Source organism: Streptomyces ossamyceticus (assembly GCF_001418475.1).
In the GTDB taxonomy this organism is placed as follows: domain Bacteria; phylum Actinomycetota; class Actinomycetes; order Streptomycetales; family Streptomycetaceae; genus Streptomyces; species Streptomyces ossamyceticus.
The window spans coordinates 485-22,093 of sequence record NZ_LIQX01000429.1 but is presented as its reverse complement, the minus strand read 5'-3'; the positions used below and the strand labels follow the sequence as shown (position 1 = coordinate 22,093).

Annotated in this window: 15 protein-coding genes and 4 pseudogenes; 6 read left to right on the top strand and 13 right to left on the bottom strand. The window is 67.2% G+C overall.

Annotated elements, in window-relative coordinates; translation table 11 throughout:
* Window positions 1-9: 9 nt before the first annotated feature.
* The 3 genes and pseudogenes from AOK15_RS42800 to AOK15_RS28300 all read left to right on the top strand — a co-directional run.
* Window positions 10-534 (top strand): annotated as a pseudogene (locus AOK15_RS42800) (family 43 glycosylhydrolase); the annotation flags it as partial.
* A gap of 25 nt (window positions 535-559) precedes the next feature.
* A pseudogene (locus AOK15_RS28305) lies at window positions 560-1,022 on the top strand (amidohydrolase family protein); the annotation flags it as partial.
* Window positions 1,023-1,145: 123 nt separating this feature from the next.
* Window positions 1,146-1,775: a TetR/AcrR family transcriptional regulator gene (locus AOK15_RS28300; protein ID WP_055521188.1), complete on the top strand. Its 630-nt coding sequence runs from the start codon at window positions 1,146-1,148 to the stop codon at window positions 1,773-1,775.
* A gap of 25 nt (window positions 1,776-1,800) precedes the next feature.
* Here the strand turns inward: AOK15_RS28300 and ccrA are convergent, their stop codons facing one another.
* The 5 genes from ccrA to AOK15_RS45240 all read right to left on the bottom strand — a co-directional run bounded on the left by ccrA (window position 1,801) and on the right by AOK15_RS45240 (window position 8,632).
* Window positions 1,801-3,081 (bottom strand): crotonyl-CoA carboxylase/reductase, encoded by a 1,281-nt coding sequence (gene ccrA, locus AOK15_RS28295; protein ID WP_055521187.1) that lies wholly within the window; start codon window positions 3,079-3,081, stop codon window positions 1,801-1,803.
* Window positions 3,082-3,116: 35 nt separating this feature from the next.
* Window positions 3,117-4,505: an aldehyde dehydrogenase family protein gene (locus AOK15_RS28290; protein WP_055521195.1), complete on the bottom strand. Its 1,389-nt coding sequence runs from the start codon at window positions 4,503-4,505 to the stop codon at window positions 3,117-3,119.
* 5 nt (window positions 4,506-4,510) lie between these two features.
* Window positions 4,511-6,625 carry an acetate--CoA ligase family protein gene (locus AOK15_RS28285; RefSeq protein ID WP_055521186.1) on the bottom strand — a complete coding sequence of 705 codons (2,115 nt, stop codon included), beginning with the start codon at window positions 6,623-6,625 and terminating at the stop codon, window positions 4,511-4,513.
* A gap of 129 nt (window positions 6,626-6,754) precedes the next feature.
* Window positions 6,755-8,128 carry an aspartate aminotransferase family protein gene (locus AOK15_RS28280; RefSeq protein WP_055521185.1) on the bottom strand — a complete coding sequence of 458 codons (1,374 nt, stop codon included), beginning with the start codon at window positions 8,126-8,128 and terminating at the stop codon, window positions 6,755-6,757.
* Window positions 8,129-8,482: 354 nt separating this feature from the next.
* The gene (locus AOK15_RS45240) at window positions 8,483-8,632 is read right to left on the bottom strand and encodes a hypothetical protein (protein WP_157870392.1); all 150 of its coding nucleotides are present in this window, start codon (window positions 8,630-8,632) and stop codon (window positions 8,483-8,485) included.
* A 163-nt stretch (window positions 8,633-8,795) separates the two neighbouring features.
* Between AOK15_RS45240 and AOK15_RS48610 the strand changes: the two are divergent.
* Window positions 8,796-9,096: pseudogene (locus AOK15_RS48610) on the top strand (site-specific integrase); the annotation flags it as partial.
* Window positions 9,097-9,134: 38 nt separating this feature from the next.
* On the opposite strand, the gene AOK15_RS48905 reads toward AOK15_RS48610, so the two are convergent.
* From AOK15_RS48905 to AOK15_RS28255, 6 genes and pseudogenes are all read right to left on the bottom strand, one after another.
* Window positions 9,135-10,201 (bottom strand): IS630 family transposase gene (locus tag AOK15_RS48905; protein ID WP_420876982.1). Its coding sequence is split into 2 segments (ribosomal slippage): window positions 9,135-9,755 and window positions 9,758-10,201, totalling 1,065 coding nucleotides; the frame shifts between segments, so codons are not numbered across the junction.
* 316 nt (window positions 10,202-10,517) lie between these two features.
* Entirely contained in the window at window positions 10,518-11,066 is a 549-nt protein-coding gene (locus tag AOK15_RS47350) for a hypothetical protein (protein ID WP_240508623.1), read from the bottom strand.
* Between the two features lie 909 nt (window positions 11,067-11,975).
* Window positions 11,976-12,437: pseudogene (locus AOK15_RS48900) on the bottom strand (TniQ family protein); the annotation flags it as partial.
* A gap of 15 nt (window positions 12,438-12,452) precedes the next feature.
* Complete coding sequence (locus AOK15_RS28265) at window positions 12,453-13,445, bottom strand: AAA family ATPase (RefSeq protein WP_276206233.1); 993 nt, start codon at window positions 13,443-13,445, stop codon at window positions 12,453-12,455.
* Between the two features lie 310 nt (window positions 13,446-13,755).
* Window positions 13,756-15,975: a transposase gene (locus AOK15_RS28260; RefSeq protein WP_055521182.1), complete on the bottom strand. Its 2,220-nt coding sequence runs from the start codon at window positions 15,973-15,975 to the stop codon at window positions 13,756-13,758.
* A complete protein-coding gene (locus AOK15_RS28255) occupies window positions 15,972-16,886 on the bottom strand; it encodes a TnsA-like heteromeric transposase endonuclease subunit (protein WP_240508622.1) in 915 nt (304 codons plus the stop codon). The genes AOK15_RS28260 and AOK15_RS28255 overlap by 4 nt, the downstream gene beginning before the upstream one ends.
* A gap of 260 nt (window positions 16,887-17,146) precedes the next feature.
* Here AOK15_RS28255 and AOK15_RS28250 point away from each other — a divergent pair, with 260 nt between their 5' ends.
* Together AOK15_RS28250 and AOK15_RS28245 are read left to right on the top strand one after the other, a co-directional pair.
* Window positions 17,147-18,037 (top strand): aminoglycoside phosphotransferase family protein, encoded by an 891-nt coding sequence (locus AOK15_RS28250; RefSeq protein ID WP_055521181.1) that lies wholly within the window; start codon window positions 17,147-17,149, stop codon window positions 18,035-18,037.
* Between the two features lie 89 nt (window positions 18,038-18,126).
* Window positions 18,127-18,936: a PhzF family phenazine biosynthesis protein gene (locus AOK15_RS28245; RefSeq protein WP_055521180.1), complete on the top strand. Its 810-nt coding sequence runs from the start codon at window positions 18,127-18,129 to the stop codon at window positions 18,934-18,936.
* A gap of 125 nt (window positions 18,937-19,061) precedes the next feature.
* On the opposite strand, the gene AOK15_RS28240 is transcribed toward AOK15_RS28245, so the two are convergent.
* Window positions 19,062-19,862, bottom strand: coding sequence for a CPBP family intramembrane glutamic endopeptidase (locus AOK15_RS28240; protein WP_055521192.1), 801 nt, complete (start codon window positions 19,860-19,862; stop codon window positions 19,062-19,064).
* Between the two features lie 122 nt (window positions 19,863-19,984).
* Entirely contained in the window at window positions 19,985-21,502 is a 1,518-nt protein-coding gene (locus tag AOK15_RS28235; RefSeq protein ID WP_055521179.1) for a glutamate-cysteine ligase family protein, read from the bottom strand.
* Between the last annotated feature and the right edge of the window lie 107 nt (window positions 21,503-21,609).

Below are 21,609 nucleotides of genomic sequence, written 5' to 3'. Positions count from 1 at the left end.
CTCGCGGTCGTGGGCGCCGGAGGGCTCCTGCTGCCGGGTCCGCTGCCGGCGGGCAAGGCGGCGGCAGCCGCCTTGCCCGCCGGCAGGTGGGGCGACCAGGGTGACGGCACCAACGTCAACCCCATCCTCCCGGGCGACTTCAGTGACTGGGACTGCATCCGGGTCGGCAACGACTACTACGGCATCACCAGCACGTTCGGGTACTCGCCCGGCGTGGCCGTGCTGCACTCCAAGGACCTGGTCAACTGGCGCACGCTCGGCGGTGCGGTCAGTGATGTGACCCAGATCGGGCCACTGCTGAACTGGGACCGAATGAACCGCTACGGCCGCGGGGTGCGGGCCGGGGCCATCCGATATCACGCGGGCCGGTACTGGGTGTACTTCAACACGCCCGACGAGGGCTCCTTCATGACGTCGGCCCCCTCACCGGCCGGGCCGTGGGATCCGCTGACGGCGGTGTGGCGGACCTCGGGCTGGGACGATCCGTGTCCGTTCTGGGACGACGACGGCCAGGGCTACCTGGTCGCCACGCACTACTCGGACGGCTACAAGATCAACACTGGACGCCGTCGCGAACATCCAGCCCCTGTGGGCCGCGCACGAACCCCAGATGGACGAGTTCACCATTCCGGTCATCGGCCCCGAGCGCGCCCGCCGACAGTATCTCTTCGCCGCGCTCCGCGAGGCGGGCGCGAGGCTGGCCGCCGACAGCGACTGGCCGGTGACCAGCCCCGATCCGATCAGCGGCATCCATGTGGCGGCCAACCGGATCCTGCCCCCACTCAACGGCCGAGCCGTTCCTGCCGGAACAGCGGATCGCCCTCGACACCGCCCTGGCCGCCTACACGGCGGGGTCCGCCTGGGTGAACCACCTCGACGACACCGGTTCCCTCGTCGTCGGAAACCTCGCCGACCTGGTCGTCCTGGACCGCGACCCCTGCGCCGGGCCCCCTGAGGAGATCGCCTCGACGAAGGTCACCGCCACGTACGTGGAGGGCTCGGCGGTCTACATGGCACCCTGACATCCGCAGCGAGGGGGAACAGTCTGCCCGGCACGGCCCCTAATAAACATTCATACAAATGTCGGCGGACGGTAGGCTGGCAGGTGAGGGGGTCCGACGGGCCCGTCCAGCGGGAGGGCGAGAGTGCCACGAGGCAGATTCGCGGCGGAACAGGACGACGGCAGGCGTGTTACTCGTGCCGCGTCCGGGACCGAGGACCGACGGGAGCAGATCCTGCGCGCCGCCGCCGACGTCATCGGCGAACGGGGCTTCGCCGACACCCGCATCGCGCAGATCGCCGACCGGGTCGGTGTCAGCGGTGCCACGATCATCTACCACTTCCGCACGCTCGACCGCCTGCTGGTGGAGGCTCTCAAGCACGCGGAGGAACAGTTCTACGCCTCCGCCGAGCAGGTGGTCGCCGAGGGCGCCACCCCCGAGGAACGCCTGCGGCGCCTGGTCGAGTGGGTCTTCTCCGCGGAGCACGGCAACCGCCGGCTCTGGGCTCTGTGGCTCGACACCTGGTCGCAGGCGACGCGCCATGAAGAGGTCGCGGCAGCCCGTGCGGCACAGGACGAGCGGTGGCGGGGCATGATCGCCGACATTGTCCGTGAGCTTCCGCTCGAACCGGGAGACGTCGAGCGCTTTTCCGTGGGGTTCGGTGCCTTCCTCGACGGGCTCACCATCCAAGTCGCCCTCGGCGACCCGAGCATGACACCCGGGTTCGCGTGCGAGCTGGCCCTGTCCTACGCCAAGGCCGCACTCGGACGGTGAGGCACGTGCGGTGCTCCCGCTCCCGTCAGGACGCGCCCGTACCGGTCCCGAGGGCGCCGAGGAGGGCGACGACGTTGCCGAAGACATCCTCGCCACGCCCCATCGCCGCATGCGCCGCGGGGAGTTCGGTGAACGCGATGGTACGTCCGAGGCAGGGGTCGATCTTCCCGTCGCGGACGAGGTCGTTGTAGGCGACGGCCTGGCCGTCGTTGGTGCCGTGTGAGCCCTGCAGACGCTTCTGCCTCGTCCACTGGTAGCGCAGGTCGACGACGGCGTCGTATCCGGTGGTTCCGGCGCAGATGACGACCATGCCGCCCGGCCGGCAGACGAGGACGCTGGTGGGGATGGTGGCCGCACCCGGGTGTTCGAAGACGATCGCGGGATCCTTTCGCTCACCGACGATGTCCCAGAGCCGCTTTCCGAAACGTCGTGCCTCGGCGGTCCACTCCTTCTGACCGACCGAGTCGTCGACGAGGGGCGGGATGCCCCAGTGGGTGAATTCCCTGCGGTCGATCCAGCCGGCGGCGCCGTGGCGTTCGCTGTACTTGCCGCGTTCCTCGTCGGAGACGACGGCCACCGGCGTGGCTCCGGCGAGCCGGGCGAGCTGCGATGCCTGGGTACCCAGACCGCCCGAGCCGCCCCAGACGAGCACGACGTCACCCTCCTGGACGGTGTTGCCGGCCCAGCCGTGCAGCATGCGGTAGGCGGTGGTGCCGACGAGTGTGGGTGCGGCGGCTTGTTCCCAGGTCAGATGGTCGGCCTTCGGGAGCACCTGGTGGGCCTGGACGCGGGCGAACTGGCCGAACGACCCGTAGTTCGTGTCGTAGCCCCAGATCCGGGCGCTGGGCGCGATCATCTGGTCGCCGCCCTCCACGATCCAGGGGTCGTCCGCGTCCCACCATCCCGGGTGGATGACCACGTGGTCGCCGATGGTGATGCCGGTGACCTGGTCGCCAACGGCGTAGACGATGCCGGAGGCGTCGGAACCTCCGACGTGGAAGTCCTCGGTCTCGCCGCGCTTCTGGCGGGTGCCGATCTGGTCGACGGGGTAACCGCGGGCGGCCCAGACGTTGTTGTAGTTGACGCCGGCGGCCATGACGGCGACGAGTACCTCGTCCGGTCCGATGGCCGGGGTGGGCACGAGCTCGGGCCGGAACGCCTGGGCCGGGTCACCGTAGCGGTCGGGTCGTACGACCTGCGCGTGCATGTGCGTCGGCACCTGGCCCAAGGGGGGCAGGCTGCCGATGTCGACAGATGACAGGGCGGGAGTGGATACGGAACGCCGGTCGGCGTCTGTGGTGCTCATGTGCTGCCTCTCCGAAGGAAATGCCGGGGGTGGTTTCAGGGGAGTTGGATGGCCTTGGTCTCCAGGAACTCCTCGAGGCCGTGGCGACCGAGTTCACGGCCGTTCCCGGACTGCTTGTAGCCACCGAAAGGCGCCGCGATGTTGAACTCGGCCCCGTTGACGTCTACTTGGCCCGTGCGAAGTCGCCGCGCGATCGCCAGGCCGCTTTCCGCGGTCGCGGCCCAGACGCCGCCGTGCAGCCCGTAGCGGCTGTCGTTGGCGAGCGTGATCGCCTCGTCGAGGGTGTCGTAGGAGAGGATCACCAGCACCGGGCCGAAGATCTCTTCCTGGGCGATGGTCATCGCCGGGGTCACGTCGCCGAAGACGGTCACCTTCGCGTAGTTGCCGTCCGGCCGGTCGTCGGGGTGCCCGAGTCCGCCGGTGATCAGTGTCGCTCCGGCGTCGAGCCCGGCCGCGATGTGGGACTGCACGCGGTCGTACTGGTCCCGCGACACCAGCGGGCCCAGCTCGGGCTCGATCTCTGCGGCGACGCGCGCGGCGATCCGGGCGACGTCGTCCCTCGCGGACCGCGGGACGACGAGACGGGTCCAGGCATTGCAGCACTGACCCGAGTTGGTCATGCAGTACCGCACAGTCGCGGTGACCGCCTGCTCCAGGTCCGCGTCCGGTGTGACCAAGCTGGCCGATTTGCCTCCGAGTTCGAGCGCGACCCGTTTGACGGTCGCGGCGGCGGCCTGGCCGACCAGGGCGCCCGCACGGGTCGATCCGGTGAAGGAGACCATGTCCACGTCGGGATGACGGCTCATCGCGTGCCCGACGACGGGGCCGGTACCGAAGACCAGGTTGAACACGCCCGCTGGAATGCCCGCATCGTCGAGGAGTTCGGTGAAGCGGCAGGTCGCCAGGGGGGTCAGCTCGGCCGGTTTGGCCACGACCGTGCATCCCGCGGCCAGGGCCGGGACGATCTTGGCGACGAGCTGGTAGAGCGGGTAGTTCCAGGGCAGGATCGCGGCGACCACGCCGATCGGTTCCCGGGTGATGAGCGAGTTCCCGATGCGCTCCTCGTCGGGTTCGTGGGCGAGCCCGGCCACGTAGTCGTCGATGATGGCGATGGGTGTGCCAACATGCTCGCTCAGCGCGAACGCTTCCGGCGCGCCCATCTCCGTCTCGACGAGCCGGGCCAGCTCCCCGGCATGCGAGCGGAGGAGTTCGCCCAGCGCGCCGAGCAGCCGGGCCCGTTCGGCCCGTGGTGTGGCCGCCCAGCCGGGGAAGGCCGAACGGGCGGCGGCGACGGCCGCGTCGACGTCGGCGGCACCGCCGGCGGGCGCCGATCCCACGACGAGGTGGGTGGCCGGGTCGACGACGGGTATCCGGTCTGTGGTCGTCGGCGGGCACCAACGGCCGTTGATGTAGTGGCACTTGATGTCGGTCATGGTGAGTCCTCGTCAGGGGAAGCGTCGGCCGTCAGCACGACCAGTGCGTCGACCGCTCGGGCCGCGCCGTCCGGAGCGCAGACGACGGGGTTGATGTCCATCTCGCCGATGCGTGGCGCGTCGCGCGCCAGGGCATCCATGGCCAGCAGCGCTACGGCCAACGGTGACTGCCATGTCTCGAGCCCGGCCCGGCTGATCATGAGCCGCACCAGCTCGGGGGTGAGAGGGCCGACGAAGGTGACCGGTGTGGTGCTCTCGACCTGGGTGCCGCCACGGCCCAGGGCGTAGACCGGCCCCCAGACCGGATCGCGCACCATGCCGCAGAACACCTCAAGGCCTGGGGCGACCTGTTCGGCCACGAGCACGCGGCCGGCCAGTCGCGTCGCGGCGTGGGACACCGCTTCGGGGCCGTTCAGGTTGAGCAGGACGCCACCCTCGCGTGCCTTGTGGGCCGGGCCGTCCGTCTTGACGACCACCGGGAACCCGAGCGTCCTCGCCGCCTCGACGGCTTCGTCGGGCGACTCGGCGATCAGGCGCCGGGCGAAGGCGACGCCGCCCCGTTCCAGCAGGGCCGAGGAGTCGAACTCGGAGAGCGGCCCCCCGGGCAGCCCGGCCAGTCCGCCGGCGATGTCGGCGGCGCGAGGAGGTGACACCGCCGCGTCCGGCAGGACCGCTCCTGCGGACCAGGTGGCGGCTCGGGCGATGGCAGTCAGGCCTGGTCCGATGCCCTTGAGCAGGCAGACGTCATGCTCGGCTGCGTAGCGGGCGAGGGCTTCGGGAGGGTCAGTGTGATGCACCGTCGTCACCGCGGTGAAGGTGTTCGTACGACGGCCCGCCTCGGCCAAGGCGCGTACGACCGCGCCGCACCACGTCTGCTCGGTCTCGCCCCGGTGGCGCGAGAGGTCGACCTGCCCGATCAGGAGGTCGTACGCGCCGGCGTCGGCCAGTGCTTCGATCGCGGTCGAGAACGCGGCCACCGGTTCGGCGATCGCCCACGGGTCCAGCGGGTTGTCCGTCGGCAGCAGCGGATGGTCGGCGCGCAGTCGCCGCTGGATCGATTCCGGGAGAGCGGGAAAGGTCAGCCCGTTGCGCTCGGCGTGGTCACCCAGCAGGGCCGCTTCGGCTCCGGACTCGGTGACCGCGCCGATCCTTCCTCCGGTGGGCCTGCGTGCGGTCGAGAACACGCCGAGGAGTTCGATCATCTCCGGCAGGTCGTCCACCTGGAGGACACCGTGGGAGCGCAGCACGGCGGAGAAGGCCGCGTGCGACCCGACGATCGCGCCGGTGTGCGCGAGGGCGGCGCGACGGGCCTGTTCGCTGCGCCCGATCTTCAGGCACACCACGGGCTTGCCCGCCTCGGCCGCGACGCGCAGGGCTCGACGGAACGCGTGGGGCCGCCGCACCGTCTCCAGGAACAGCCCGATCACCCTGGTCGCCGGATCGGCCGCGAAGTGGGCGACCCAGTCCGCGGCGTCACGGTTCAGTTCCGCGCCGCAGGAGACGACGCCGCTGAAGCCGTAGCGCGGGCCGAGCGCGAGGAACGCGTCGGCTATGGATCCCGACTGGCTCACCATCGCCACCGACCCCGGCAGGAAGGACGCGGGGATGGTTCCGAGCCAGGCCGAGGGCGAATCCGGGCTGGCGGAGCCCATGCAGTTGGGGCCGAGGACCGCGGCTTGGGAGTCCTCGGCGATCCGGTGCAACTCCCGTACGGCGGCCGGGCCGTCGGCTCCGGATTCGACACCGAGGCCGGGGACCACGAACGACCGCACGCCGAGCGCGAGAGCGTCCCGCATACTCGCCGCGATGGCCGCCGGGCCGACAGCGAGCACCGCGAGTTCGGGTGGTGCCGGCAACGCCGACAGCGACGGGACACACGGCAGTCCGGCCACTTCGGGGTTGCTCGGATGGATCCCTACGGCTTCGGCCGTGCCCCGTCGGACGTTGGCGACAAGTTGGAGGTTGCGCCGTGACGCGCCGACCAGCGCGACCGACCGCGGCGCGAGGATGGCGCGCAGGCCGCTGGTACGCAGCGCGTCGCGTGGGGCGTCGGTCGGTGGCTTGGTGCCGGGCGGCGTGGCGGGCCGGGCGGTGGACTGCGCACTGCTCATGGTTCTCCCGTCCGTTCCTCGTCGGGAAGTGGGTGACCGCAGGACTCGGCGGGTCGGGCGAGATCGGCTGGGATCGGCTGGGATTCGACAGCGCCCTGAAGGGGCGCGCCGAACCGCGCAGCGGAGCGCTCAGCGCGACACCGCCGCCACGAAGGTGCGGAAGTTCCGCGCGAACAGATCGATGTCCGCCTGGTCGTGCTGCGCCGACAGCAGCCACTGCTCGACCTTGCCCCACGGGGGCAGGAACGCCCCTCCGTTGTGCTGCACCAGCCAGTGCGCGTGGCTGTAGCGGTCGTCGACGCCGAGGAAGTCACGGAAGTCACGGACCCGCTCCGGCTTGAAGATGACGCATCCCTTCGCGCCGACACTGACGACGTTCCACCGCACACCCGCGTCCGCGACGGTCCGCTCCATCTGCTGTTGCAGAGAGGAGGCGAGACGGTCGAGGCGGGCGTACGTCTCGTCGGTCAGCACCTCGGCGAGGGTGGCGCGGGCGGCGGCCATGGCCAGGGGGTTGCCGTTGAAGGTGCCGACCTGCTCGTAACGGCCGTCCACGATCGCGCCCATGACCTCGGTGGTACCGCCGATCGCGGCGACCGAGATGCCGCCGCCCAGGGCCTTGGCCAGGCACACGATGTCCGGTACGACGCCGTAGCGGGCCGTCGCCCCGCCGGGTCCGGTGGTGAATCCGGTCTTGACCTCGTCGAAGGTCAGCAGTGCGCCGTGCCGGTGGAGCAGGGTGCGCAGGCCGTCCAGGTAGCCCGGGTCGGGAGGGATGATGCCCGCGTTCATCATGACCGGCTCAAGGATCATGCCGGCGATCCGGCCACGGTGCTCGACGAGTGCCCGCTCGACCGCGGACAGGTCGTTGAAGGGGACGATCACGGCCAGATCGGTGATCGCCCGCGGAATGCCGCCATTCGCGGTCACGCGGTTCGGGCGCTCACGGCTGCCGATCTCTTCGGCGGCGGGCATTACCGAGACCTGCACCGAGTCGTGATGGCCGTGGTACCCGCCCTCCAGCTTCAGGTACATGTCCCGGCCGGTCACGGCACGCATCAGATGGATCGCGTCCATGGTGGACTCGGTGCCGGAGTTGCCGAAGCGCCACAGCGGGAGGCCGAAGCGGCGCGACAGTTCCCGGCCGACCCAGATGGCGTCCTCGGTCGGCTGGGCGAAGTGGGTGCCTCGGCGGACCCGGTCGGAGACCGCCGCGACGATGGCCGGGTGCGCGTGGCCGGCGATCGACGCGCCGTAGCCGCCGTGCATGTCCACGTACTCGTTGCCGTCGACGTCGTACACCTTCGACCCGGCGCCGTGGCTCATCCAGACCGCCTGCGGCTTGGCGATCTGCCAGCTCGACGTCGCGCCTCCGGCGAGGTACCGGCTCGCTTCCTCGACCAGCTCCGCGCTGCGCGGCTGGCGCTTCAGAAAGATTTCCTGCTGCTCGGCGATCACCTCGTCGACGGTGTCGACGCAGGGTGATTCCTGGGTTTGGGGCATGGGTGAACCTGACCTTCCCGCACATCTACTAAACGTTCATTTAGAAGTGTGGAAGCGGGTGGATGCGCATGTCAAGGGCCCTACAGACCAGCACGGCACCCGACCTACTTGGGCGCGGACACCCTGGACAGCCGATGAACTGCAGGGTTGATGATCGGCGGGTCCCTCCGGATCGTGTGCCGTTCAGGAACGCGTCGCTGCAGTTCGCAGGGGTCTGGTGGTAGCCGAGGGCTCGATGGAACCATGCCCCGGGTGATTGTCCCGCTGATGTACCAGGTGACACGGAAGTTGCTGTCGGCCCCAGGGTGCTGCTGCGGGGTGCGTTGCTTCTTGAGTGATGGGTGGTGGCTGCGGTCACGCCGCGAGGGCGAGTTGCCCCTGGTAGCGGACGGCGTGGGTGTGCAGGTGGTCGAGTTCGGTGAAGTAGCGCCAGTACCGCTCGAAGTCGCCGTTGTCGATGACCGCGCGGCGCGTTCGGCCCCGTCTGATGGACCGAAGCGGCATTTCAGCAGGCCACGATCCTGTTGATGCCTGCCACTCGTTCGTGTGGGATCTCGACAGTGACTCGCAGAATTTGTGAGGGATCGCCACAATCTGCGGCTTCGTGTCAGATCCCGAAAACCGCGTACTTACGCCGGTCCGCCCGCCAGCGGATCCAGCGACGGTGTTGGATCCCGCGGCGGTGTCGGTCGAGACCGGCCTGGCGGACGTCATCACCCTCCAGCGCCGTCGGCAGGCGCGGGTGTCGGCCTATGACGAGGAGAGCTTCTTCGTCGACACGCTCTCGGTACCAGTGGGCCCGAGACGCGGCGGGATTGGCACCGACCTCGATCACCGGCTTGATCAAGCCGGTGATCGAGGTCTGCGAGTATTACGGCACGCTGCCGTGGCGGCTGACGCCTCGAGAGGTTGACAAGTACTTCGCCGGGCCGGGGAAGCGCGCCCGGTCCACTCTCCGCGAGAAGGTCGGCATTTACTGAGCTTGAACTCGTGGTGTCGGGGTGAGTTATCTGGGCCGGAGAGCGAGTCCGGTTTCTGCGAGGCAGCCGTCGAGGAGAGTGGGGCGGTACTGGATCTTGCGGAGGCCCTCGCGGACGGTGCGGATGAGGTGGTCTGGGTTGGTGAAGGCGACGTTGGCGGTGTAGCCGCGTCGCAGCAGCGACCAAACGCCTTCGACCGGGTTGAGCTCGGGCGCGTAGGCGGGCAACTGGAAGACGGTGAGCCAGTCCTGGCCATCGATGAACGCCCGCATGTCCGCACACACGTGGGTGCCGAGGTTGTCCCAGATGAGGACGATGGGGGCACCGAGCTGGCGGTGGGCGGCGATCAGCAGGTCGCGGTAGTCGCTCCAGGCGAAGCTCCTGCGGTCGCCGCGCCGATGGCTGTGCCGTCTGGGCCGGTAGATCAAGCGGGGCCGTTCACCTGATCTGTAGCAGGCCAGGGCGGCGACGGAGAGCTGGCGGGAGGTGCGTCCGCGGACCCGGATGACGGGCGTGTGCCCCCGGCGGGCCCAGGTGCGTGCGGTCGGCGGCGTCATCGAGAAGCCGGCCTCGTCCTCGAAGACGATCCATGCCCCGAGCGCCGCCGCGGTGCTTCCGCCTGCGGCCAGGTCTCCTTCACCCAGCCGCAGATCGCCTCCTCATCGCGCTCCACTGCCCGTCTGGCCGGCACCTGGCAGGAGAAGCCATGCCGGAGCAGCAGCTTGCGCACGCCCTGGAGGGTGTAGCTCTTGTGGAAGCGTCGTCCGATCACGGTCTTGACCCGCGCCAACGTCCACCGCTGATCGGGCCAGCCGTGCGCTACCGGTCCCTTGGCCAACTCGGTTTCGAGTATGGCGAACTGGGCCTCGCTCAGCCTGGGAAGCGAGGCCGAACCCGCCGACCGCACAGCCCGCAGGCCGCCTCTGTCCCAGGCCCGCCGCCACCGCTGCACCGAGCGGACACTGACCCGTAACTCCTTCGCGATCGCCGAACGCGGCTCGCCCACGGCGAACCGCTCGGCCGCCATCATCCGGATGCCCTCACGGAACTCCCGACGTTCATCCGTCAGCCCGCCGCCCTGCGCATACCTCATAACAACGGCGTACCGCGAGGATCAAGCCCTGTCAGCAGCTACGACAACCCGAGTTCAAGCTCAGTATCCTTAGGGTAGCGTATAAGTGCGGTCTGACCGTCTCAGCATTCAGCGACATTCTTGGGCGGTTGACCACTGCTGGGATCCTTGTTTCCTGGGGTCTGAATTCGGCGTCCGGCGATCTGCACTGGACGCTCGCAGGGCCCGCGGGCGCAATGAGTCAGTCGTAGTTTCACCCACTCTGCTGACGCCGGAGGGTCAAGTCCCGGTGAGCTGCCACTGCTCACATCTTTCGATTTAATCGGACGCTACCAGATCACGACCATGGCGAGGACCCTTTCGGCACCTCTCCCTCAAGGTCGATGATGGGCGCAAGGTGAGCGATATATTGATCCAAAAGCGCGAGGAGTTGATCATCAACTTGCCGCGTATTACCCTGCTCAATCCTGGCCCAGAATGCATAGTCACTCAGCCGCCAGGCATTACGGTTCTTGGGGTCCTGTCGGTCTCGTATGGGATGCGGAGCGAAGACATGCTCGCCCTCACTGAGCCTCGCCCAGACCACGATGGAAGCCGTCTGTCGCTTGCGTTCGCCCAGTTCGGGACGGTGCCCGGCGTTTTCCGGTTCAGGGATACGCGACGCGATCTCACGCCAAACGTTTTCCGGTATGCACCAGTTACGCAAGGCATTGCGGCGGCGGCGATAGTCGATCAGCGAGTCGCACTGGTCGAGATAGTCCGCAAGCGAATGAACCGCTTCCTCAAACTCCCCAGGATCAGGGCGCTGGCGTGCCCACTGATGCACACGCTTGGCACCGTCTGCCGCTCTATGTTTCCCCTCCGCGGTCAACGGAAAGTCGAGCATACTGGCCGCATTGTGCAGCGATCCGCCCACTGCAATTTGACATAGCCGAAGTGCCGCAGTCCGACGGATTGCAGATACAGCAATACCATCCATACCCCCAAAAAAGTTTTCATACCAGTCACACTGCAGAAACTGAGGAATGTTATCGACTCTATATGAGACTTTTCGAATAGGTTTTTTCACGGCTCTCGGCAGCCTGCTCCGCGCATACGTCTGAAGCACCGGCGCAAGAGCGCGAAGCAGCCCATCCGAGCATGCTGGCCTGGTTTCGAGAAAGTCACGGCTCCAGTCCGCCTTTCCAGGACGGCGAGGATCAAGAGACAGCAACTCTTTCACATAGGTTCCGAGTTCACGTGGCCGACTGGAGCGAAGCAAACTGTCCGCGCCCGCCAGAAGAGCCGCACATGGAATAGCCGCAAGTGGCGGAGAATCATGAACAATCCGCAGAGTGGACGACCTGGGCGAGTCCCCCGCGGCAAGTTCACATACTGCGGCTGCCTCCTTGAGTTGCCGGTCAGGTACGAATTCAAGGCAAGCGGGCCAGCTAGTCCGGAAGAGATGACACAGGACCCTCAGATCACTGAAGTAGTGGGCCACCGGGGTTATACGCCCAAGGATATCGACGAAATCCGGACCGTCAGGTGAGAGAAGTGCGAGAAGCCGATCTTGCAATTGCTCCATGTGTACGCTCGGAACGATTGACGGCGGGCTTACCTGGTCAAATCGCGCAGGACAGCCCATCTCCGGTGTGGATCGCCGACGCACACCGCCCTCTTCGTTCGTAGAGCGACAGCGTGCAGGATGTATGCCCGAGTCCCGCCAACGGGGCAACGATCCACGTACAGTGCCTGGATTAGTGGAGAGTGCGGACACATGGCATGCCGGACACTCATGTGCAAGGTAACGATGGTGCACAAGGCACGCGAAAACAGGAGGCAGACGCCAAGTACGTTTCCACGCCCCTCCAAAGGCGCGCTGCACGGGCGATCCGTCCCCAGCAAGGCACACCGGACAGAACCTGCTTGCGTTGAGGAACAGCCATCGGTTGTGCCTGCTGCCCATGCTGGTGCGATAGGTGCGCGGAAGATTGGATGCAGGAGGATATCTCTCCGCAAAGGTCGTCAGGAACATTCCAGCCGATTCCTCTTCCGTACTCCTGATCCGGCGCGCAAATAGTTCGATGACGCCATCAGGAGGCCGAAGCACTTGGGGTAGCGGATTACGTGCCCTTGCCGGAGTGACCAACCCTGTGGCGATCGCGATTTCTGCCGGTGACGTCTCCAGTCGACAGGAAAGCCGCATGAGGAAACCGGCTGCGGATTCATCCGGCAGAGGAGTTAGGCTACGGCCCAGCGGTCTGATGATTCCCACGATTCACCTCGCGCTTCAGGTGACAGCCGTACTCGATGCAGGAACTCCCGGGTCATCGAGGACCTTATTTCGTGGCTTGCGTCTACCTTTCATGGAAGCCGGTTGCGGTGGCACCTCGCCCTCCTCCCCCGAGGCTGCATCCCGCCTTGGGCCGCCGGCGCGGATGAGGACTCGGTCAAGAACTCCCTCATTGATCTCCTCGGTCCCGGTATCCATGGCAAGAGCCGCTCCGTCGCCTATGAGACGCTCGATGTAACCGACGACGCCGCCAGTTCGGCGATAGACGTACTCAGGCATGATGCCTCCGGTCAACATTCCTGGACGGGCGTTGAAGAGTCGGAGCTGACCTTCCAGTCCCGCGAGGTGGGTGACGAAGTGCGCGATGTCCTCGGCAGTTCCATAACGGAACGGCTCGAGATCGGCGAGGTCAAACCGGCGCTCCGTCTGGGTCGTCTCATCGTCAGCCCAATCAGCGTCAAGAGCGTACGGTTCAAAAGCCCACTGACCAGTTGCGTCTCGCTGCGCTCCGCGAAGCAAGCCAGATTTGGGAATACCGACTCCGACCAGAATGAGCGTAACGCGCATGCTCATCAAAGAACGCAGCAGGTCGAGGGTGTCCTGGTCGTCAACCCTGTGCATCCTGAGACGGGTAATGTCATCCAAGATCAAAACGCGGGTGCGGTGATCTCTCAGCGATGTCCGCACTTGCCGAATCAATTGGGTCAGTGTCGCACTTCTGCTGATGTGGTCCCCGAAAAAGTCCAAGATCGACTCACAGGTGGCCTTCGGGGTCGCCTTGACCGGTGTCTGCACATAGGCGACCGTGCATCGCACATCACGCACTCCCGGCAGGGGCTCCGGATCACAGCGTTGTCGTAGGTGCAGCCACATTTCCTCAAAGGAGGCTGCGGCCTCCGCAGTGGTCTCGGTCTTCCCCTGATTTCCACCCCCGTTGATCATTACTCCAGGACGAGTCGAAGGTCCAGCGTTCAGAGAGTTGGTCTGCATGCGCGAATGCAGGAGCCGGGAGACTGTGGCACTCATCGGCGTTTCCAGCATAGGCAAGTTGGCATGAGTGGCGCGCCTGTGCAGGTCGTGAAATGCCTTGTCACGAGGACTCAACGCACGGTAGGTCCTGAGATCCAGGAACGGGGCCGCGACAAAAGACCTCCGAGAGCGTCGCCACTGAGCCCATCCTTCAGCCGTCTCTCGGTCAGGGGGCTCATCCGGCAGAACGAAATCAGAAGAGGAAACGCCTGAGTTGGGGGAGGGGGAGATAGCTGCCACTGTACCGGCTCCTTACTGGGTAGGAGACGCTCTACGATGGATCGTCTTGCACGTCTTCCTCATCCGGAATCAGTGAAAGAGCCAGGCGCCGGTCAGACGCGCCAAGCGGCTGAGGACGTCCGGGTGATGAGGACACGGCGTCCTCACGTCTGCGCCGGCGCTCCATGTCAATGGCCTTCTCTGTCTCGCGCACACGGTCGCTCCAAGACACAGGTGTGGGCGGAGGATCGACGGCATCCGGGCGGTCTGCGGCGGCGGCCCTACCCTGGGCGATCTCTCGTGCACGTTCCTTGCGTCGCCCCTTCGGCATTCGACTCGGCCACTGGGCGATGGGGACATGGGCTGCCAACAGCTCAAGCAGCAAGGGGAGCAGTTCCTGATCAGTCTTGGGCCTCAGCCCGCACTGGTTCGCGGCGGTGAGAAGTTCCTGGACGCGAGCGTCGCTGAAACTCGGAATTTCCCCTTCCGGCGGTAGCCCGGTCCAGCGCAAGGTGTGCCAGTCATGGGTGCGGGGGTCCTGGAAGAACACCATTCGGGCGTCGCGGGGATCGTGGTGGATGTGCCAGCGGTCCCGGCGCCGTCCGCCCTGACCGGATCGCTGATGCCGGTATGGGTCCAAAGCGTCGCCGTTGTACCAGAGTCCTCGGATCTTCACTCCCCGCTCGCCGTGGATGACGACCACGTGCCGCGGGAGAATCTTGTAGTACAGATTCGGGGACGGGATCTCCATGTCCCATCCGCACTGGACCATGGCCGCAGCGAAAAGAGTGTTGGGACTGTGATCGCCGACCGGATCCCAGCAAGGCGCGTGTCCACCCAGCCTGCGGTTCTGCCAGATCTTCACGATCCAGGTCGCGAGCAGGTGTTCCATCTGGTCAACCGTCAGCGCAGCATCGCCGTCGGGGTCGGCTCCCCGATCGGCGACGTCAACTCCGACATAGCCTGGTAGATATTCAAACAGCAGAGTCCTGATGGCACCGAACGCGCGCTCCACAGCCGACTTGTCTGTCGGCCTCAGGATGCGCGCTGGAAGAATGCGGATGTTGAGGGTCTGCTGAACGTCGATGAGGTGGTAATTGCGGTAGACGCTGCCGTGATCGGTGGTCACCGTCTCCGGTGCGAAGAACGGCAGGGCGGCGACTTTATGCCCCGCGAACTCCGCCACCAGCGCGGCTGGCACGCCGGGGTAGGGCCACTCCATGTCGTCACCCCAGTCAGGGCGCATGGGCAACGGTGACATGACGTCCCGGAGCACCATGGCCACATCCGTCGAGGTGTCCGACACCAGCGTGAGCCTGAAGGCAAGGAGCGAGTGTGTGTATACGTCCATTGCCAGAGTGAGGTGGACCGCGACCGGGTCGTCGAACACGGACTCACGAACGAGCACCGGCAGGATGGTCGTGTCCAGGGCAACCACCTGACCGGGTCGCTGGACCACCACGCGCTGCCCACTGGTCTCCAGTGCTGCGGAGCGGTCGTACTTCTGCCGGGCGCGCCCTGTGCCGAACCACTCCATCCAGACGACACGGAGCGTGCCGTAGCTGGGCACCTCGGCTGCCGCCGCTTCACCGTACTTCTCCAGGACGTACTGCCGGATGAGATCGGCTCTCGCCTTCATCGTGATCTTGGAGCGATGTCGAGTCTCCTCGCGCACCACCAAGATCGCCTCGCGAATCGTCTCCGTGATACTTGGATGCCCACGGGTTCTCGGCGTCCAACGGTTGTCCGCGCAACCCATCACCGGGTCTGCCCGGCGTCCCGACTCCCAACGGATCAGCGTCCGATAGCTGACCTGGTCGAGGGCCAAGGCTTCGGCATGTACCGGATCCATCGCTCTCAGTTCCGCGACCTTGGCCCAGCGACGTTCGCTGACGGTAGTGCGGTCGGGGTCGTACTGGGGCCGCGGCTCTCCGGGACGAGCCGCAAGTGGATCCCCGCTGCGGAAGCCGGTCTCGACTTCGAGTAGATGTTCCTGCCGTACACGCAGGAGTTTGACCCGATCCGGTTCCAGATCGCTGAGAGCTTTCGGCTGGCGTCCCCGGAGAGCGGCCGGCGTCACAGTTCCAGCAGTTGAGCGTCGGCAGTTCGGGTGGTTGGCGAGCATCCGAAAGGAGGTGGTCAACCGCTCCCCGGTGTGTGAGGTCAGCACCGCCCGGCCATAGTGGGGTTCAAGAACGTCCACGCGCCATTCGGACTGATCCATGACGAGGACTTCACCCACAGCCAATTCAAGGAGTTCGACGGCACTCATGCGTAACCCTTCACGGATTCGACGGGCCACACCTGGCTCTTGTCGCAAAGCGGTTGCGACAGATCAACGCTGAGGCGGCGATGCCACAACAAGTGAATCAGGACCGCGCGCGCCAACGCCTCGATCCCGCTCTGCATAGCCAGGGTACGGAAAGCAACAGGACCACCCGCAGTTTGAACTGCGTCCAACAATTGCGGAATCAGACGCAGCGGATCCGTCATCGAACGGCGCCGGGAGTACAACGTATCGAGGTTCGCAGCCACGTGCGGTCGCCACCCGGTCACAACGGCGTATCGCCATCCCACCTCGATGGCGACCTCCTGTGTCGCAGCGAAGCGCAGCAGGTCGTCCTCATCCGTACGGTCTGCTCGATGGACATCGATCACCCAGTGGCCACCTCGTGTAACAGCAAGGAAGTCAGGGACGTGTTCCCGCAAGCGGCCTTCCGCTTGGAAGCGGAGCAAGAAGGGTTGAGACAGGAGTTCCAATAGGCCCCCAGCGAAGTCGAGCGCAACCAGCAACTCGTCCTCCATCAGCGACTCGAATGCATGTCGACGCCCAGTAGCGACAACAGGCTCAAGTCCCGGACGGTGACGCTGCTCCGTTCGCCAACTGAAAGTTCGCCAGGGACGCATCCCCGCCAGGGGAAGCGTCTTCACCGCATCGACCGGGGCGACGACCTCCCCATGGGCGGTACGCCACGAGGTCGTCCACCGCCCTTCCCGCCCAGGACCCAGCGCCAGTTCACCCTGCCGCGACGCGATATCTGAACGGACAATCGCCAGCTCATCCCAACCGCAGGAATGAGACCACAGAGGGCTCACGACCGCGTTCGGGCCTGCCGTACGCGCCGCCACCGGGTGCATGCTCAACTCCATCGCAAACAGAAGAGCAAAAGCATTCTTCACCATTGTCGCATTAATTTATTTATGCGACAACAAGACTAAAGGTGCGCTAACGCGCCAAATCACCTTGTCAATCGGTGCCAGGTACCACTGAAAATTCCTGACAAGTTCCCAGCTAAAGGCATTGCTGAGTGACAACTCTCGCTGAAAGTCTCAGGACCCGTCCCCCACCGGTCGAGGCAGCGGGGCGGCCGAAAAATCTCGGCGGTCCCGGCCCTGGCGCAGGAATACTGGCCGCCCTCACCGCAGCCCCGAGAGAGACGGCCGTGCACGACGACCAACTGGACGTGACCACCGACATCGTTGCGACCTTGATCCGCGATCAGTTCCCGCAGTGGAGCGGCATGCCGATGCACCCCGTGTCGTCCACGGGGACGGTCAACGCGATCTTCCGCATCGGGGACGACCTCTCCGCGCGCCTCCCCCTGCGTCCGTCCGATGTCGCGGAGGCGTCGGCGGTCCTGGAACGGGAGGCACGGGCGAGCGCCGAGCTGGCACAGGTGTCCCGGCTCCCCGCCCCGGAACCCGTCGCCCTGGGAAAACCGGGAGGGGGATACCCCATGCCATGGTCGATCCAGACCTGGATACCGGGAACGGTCGCCTTCGATGCCGATCCGAGCGGCTCGGAGGCGTTCGCCGAGGACCTAGGGGCCTTCATCGCGGCCCTCCGGAAGGCGGAGACGCGGGGGCGGCGCTTCAGCGGCGAGGGCCGTGGCGGTGTCCTCACCGACCACGACGACTGGATGGCGCAGTGTTTCGCGGAGAGCGAGGGACTGCTCGACGTGGCCCCGCTGCGCCAGGCGTGGAGCCACTTCCGGGAGCTGCCCCGCACGGGTCCCGACGTGATGAGCCACGGCGACCTGATCCCCGGCAACGTCCTGGTCGCGGGAGACCGCCTCGCCGGCGTACTCGACACGGGCGGCTTCGGCCCCGCCGACCCCGCGCTGGATCTGGTGAGCGCCTGGCACCTGCTGCGGCGGAGCCCGCGGGACACGTTCCGGCGGACACTGGGCTGCGACGACCTGGAGTGGGAGCGCGGCAAGGCGTGGGCGTTCCAACAGGCGATGGGCCTGGTCTGGTACTACGTCGACAGCAACCCGGCGATGAGCGGACTGGGGCGCCGGACCCTCGACCGCGTCGTGGAGTCACTGGGGTGAGGGCGCCCCGATCGTCGGATCCGGTGATCGGTCCAGTGCCCGTGGATTGGCCTTGGCCCGCGCTTCCATCGGCCCTCTAGCGTCGTCCCATGCGTATTCATATCGTCGACGCCTTCACCGACCGCCCCTTCCACGGCAACCCTGCCGGTGTCCTCCTCCTCGACTCCTTCCCCGACGACGCCTGGCTCCAGAACGTCGCCCGGGAGGTCAACCACGCCGAGACCGCCTTCGCGCACCCGCTCCCCGAAGACGGCGAGGCCGACTGGGCGCTGCGCTGGTTCACACCCGTCACGGAGGTGGACATGTGCGGCCACGCCACGCTGGCCACCGCGCACGTGCTGGCCTCCACGGGCTCGCACGAGGGCCCGGTACGGTTCGCCACCCGCAGCGGCGTCCTCACCGCGACACCCCGGCCGGACGGCTCCCTCACGCTCGACTTCCCGACCGCGCCCCTCACCCCGGTCACCGCCCCGGACGGCCTCGCCGAGGCTCTGGGCGCCGAACCGCTCACCGTGCTCGACACCGGCCCCCAGGTCGGAGACCTGCTGGTGGAGCTGGCCGACGAGAAGACGGTCCGCGGCCTCGCCCCCGACCTGAGGGCCCTCGGCCGGCACTCCCGGCGCGGCGTCATCGCCACCGCCCGCGCCGAGGACCCCTCCGCCGGCCACGACTACGTCTCGCGCTGCTTCTTCCCCAACGTCGGCATCGACGAGGACCCGGTCACCGGCAGCGCCCACACCGCCCTCGCCCCGTTCTGGTCCGGGCGCCTCGGCAGCCCCGCCCTCACCGGCCTCCAGGCCTCCGCCCGCTCGGGCCACGTCCGCACGGAGCTCCGCGGCGACCGCACCCTCCTGAGCGGCCGAGCGATCACGGTGATCGACGGCGAACTGCTGGCCTGACGACACACCACCCTGACGACACACCACAGGGCACACGAACACCACAGCGACGCAGGAACACCACAGGGGCGTACGCAATCCGCCGTACGCCCCTGCCCGCGCCCTGGTCACGGCGCCCTCGCCCGTCAAGGCGTCGGCAGCCACCCCACCTTGCCGGCGAGCAGCCCGTATCCGACGAACGCCCCGATGTCGAGCAGCGAGTGCGCCACGACCAGCGGGCCGACACGGCCCCACCGCCGATACAGGTAGACGAAGACCACGCCCATCACCATGTTGCCGACGAACCCGCCGATGCCCTGGTAGAGGTGGTACGAGCCGCGCAGCACCGAACTGGCGGCCAGCGCGCCTCCCGGCGACCAGCCCAGTTGCTGGAGCCGGCGCAGCAGATACCCGACCACGATCACCTCTTCGAGGACCGCGTTCTGGATCGCGGAGAGGATCAGCACCGGGTACTTCCACCACACCTCGGGCAGCGCCTCCGGCACCACGGTGAGGTTGAAGCCGAGGCCACGGGCTGCCAGATAGAAGGCGATGCCCGTACTGCCGATCACCGCGGCGATCGCCGCCCCCCGGGCGAGGTCGAACCATGGCTTCGTACGGTCGAACCCGAGCGTCCGCAGCCCCGCGCCCTCCCTCATCAGCAGGTGCGCCACCAACGCCACCGGCACCAGGGCCGTCGTGATCCCGAACAACTGCCACGCGAGGTCGAGCCAGGGACGGCCGGGCGCCGCCGACGCGTTCATGGTGGCCGCCTGGTCCTTCAGCCCGCCCGGCTTGGTGACCGAACCGATGAAGCTGATCAGCGCGGACACCCCGCTCGCGCCGAGCGAGAGACCCAGCACGAGCAGCGTCTCGTCCCTGAGTATCCGCCGGGTCGGCCGCTCCCCCGGCCACGCACCGTCCACCGACTCCGCCTGACCCCGCACCCACGCCTCCACTGGTCCGTTCCCACCGAAGGACCATCATCGCCTGCGGCGCCACGGATCTTCCCAGGGGCGTACGTTCAGGGCTCGGGACACCGGCGGAGCTGGCGGCGGGGCCCGGCTCCTCAGCCCATCGGCACCGGCTCCGGCAGCCCCACCGGCCATGTGTGGACCGGCTCCCCGGCGTGCATCAGCTCGCAGTACCTCCGTGTGGTGGCGGCCAGCGCCGCGTCCCGCCCGAGGCCCTTGTCCAAGCCCTGGTGGAACGTTTCGACCTGCCAGGACGCCCCGTTGACCCGCCGCCGGCAGCGTTCCTCGATCACCCCGAGGTAGAAGTCCCGGTCGACCGGCTCGACACCCCACGCGTCGAGCCCCGCCTCGGCGAGCGGCAGCAGCTCCTCCCGTACGAGGTTGACGGCGTCCACCGGACCCACCCCGCCGTACCGGCCCCGGCGCGGCCACTGCAACTGCGCGTCGATGCCGTGCCGGCACGCCTCGTCGAAGTTCGCGGCCGCGGTCTCGAACGGCATCCGCGTCCACACGGGCCGCGACTCCTCGGCGAGAGCGCGAACGACCCCGTAGTAGAAGGCCGCGTTGGCGATCACGTCGGTGATGGTGGGACCGGCGGGCAGCACCCGGTTCTCGACCCGCAGATGCGGGACCCCGTCGGCGATGCCGTACACCGGCCGGTTCCAGCGGTAGACCGTGCCGTTGTGCAGAGTCAGCTCCGCGAGCTTCGGCACGCCGCCCGCGTCGAGGACGCCGAGCGGATCCTCGTCGTCACAGATGGGCAGCAGCGCCGGGAAGAAGCGCAGGTTCTCCTCGAAGAGGTCGTACGCCGAGGAGATCCACCGCTCCCCGAACCAGGTGCGCGGCCGCACCCCCTGGGCCTGGAGCTCCGGCGGCCTGGTGTCCGTGGACTGCTGGAACAGCGGCGGCCTCGACTCACGCCACAGCTCGTGCCCGAACAGGAACGGCGCGTTGGCGCCGATGGCGACCTGCGCCGCCGTGACCGCCTGGGCCGCGTTCCACACGTCCGCGAAGCGCTCTGGGGTGACCTGGAGGTGCAACTGCACGGAGGTGCAGGCGGCCTCGGGCGCGATCGACTTCGAGGTGCACACGAGCCGCTCCACACCCTCGATGTCGAGTGTGAAGTCCTCGCCCCGCGCGGCGACGATCTGATCGTTGAGCAAGGTGTAGCGGTCGCCCGCGGAGAGGTTGGACGAGACCAGATCGTCCCGGCCGAGCGTCGGCAGAATGCCGATCATCACGATGCCGGCATCCACCTCCCCGGCCTTCCGGTCGGCGTACGCCAGGGACGTACGCAGCTCCTCGGAAAGCTGGTCGAATACCCGGCCGCCCAGCCGGTGTGGAGCGATGTTGACTTCCAGATTGAACATGGCGAGTTCTGTTTGGAAATCTCGGCTCGCAATCCGTTCGAGTACTTGCGCATTCATCATTCTCGGCAGACCGTCCGCCCCGACGAGGTTCAGCTCGATCTCCACACCCATCAGGTTCTTGGGGCGATCGAACCGCTTCTCCTCCAGCAGGCGCTCCAGTCCCGCCAGACACTGCCGCAGCTTGTCGCGGTAGAGCTGACGGTCGGACAGGCCGAACGACCCCGCCACGACCTTCTCCCCCATCGAAGTGTCCCTCCTCGGATGGGCAGGCCGATGAGCCGGCCACGACTGCGGTTCACGGATGATGATGCCCAGGCAGAGCCGCCGATAACGTCCCGCCGGAGACCTGC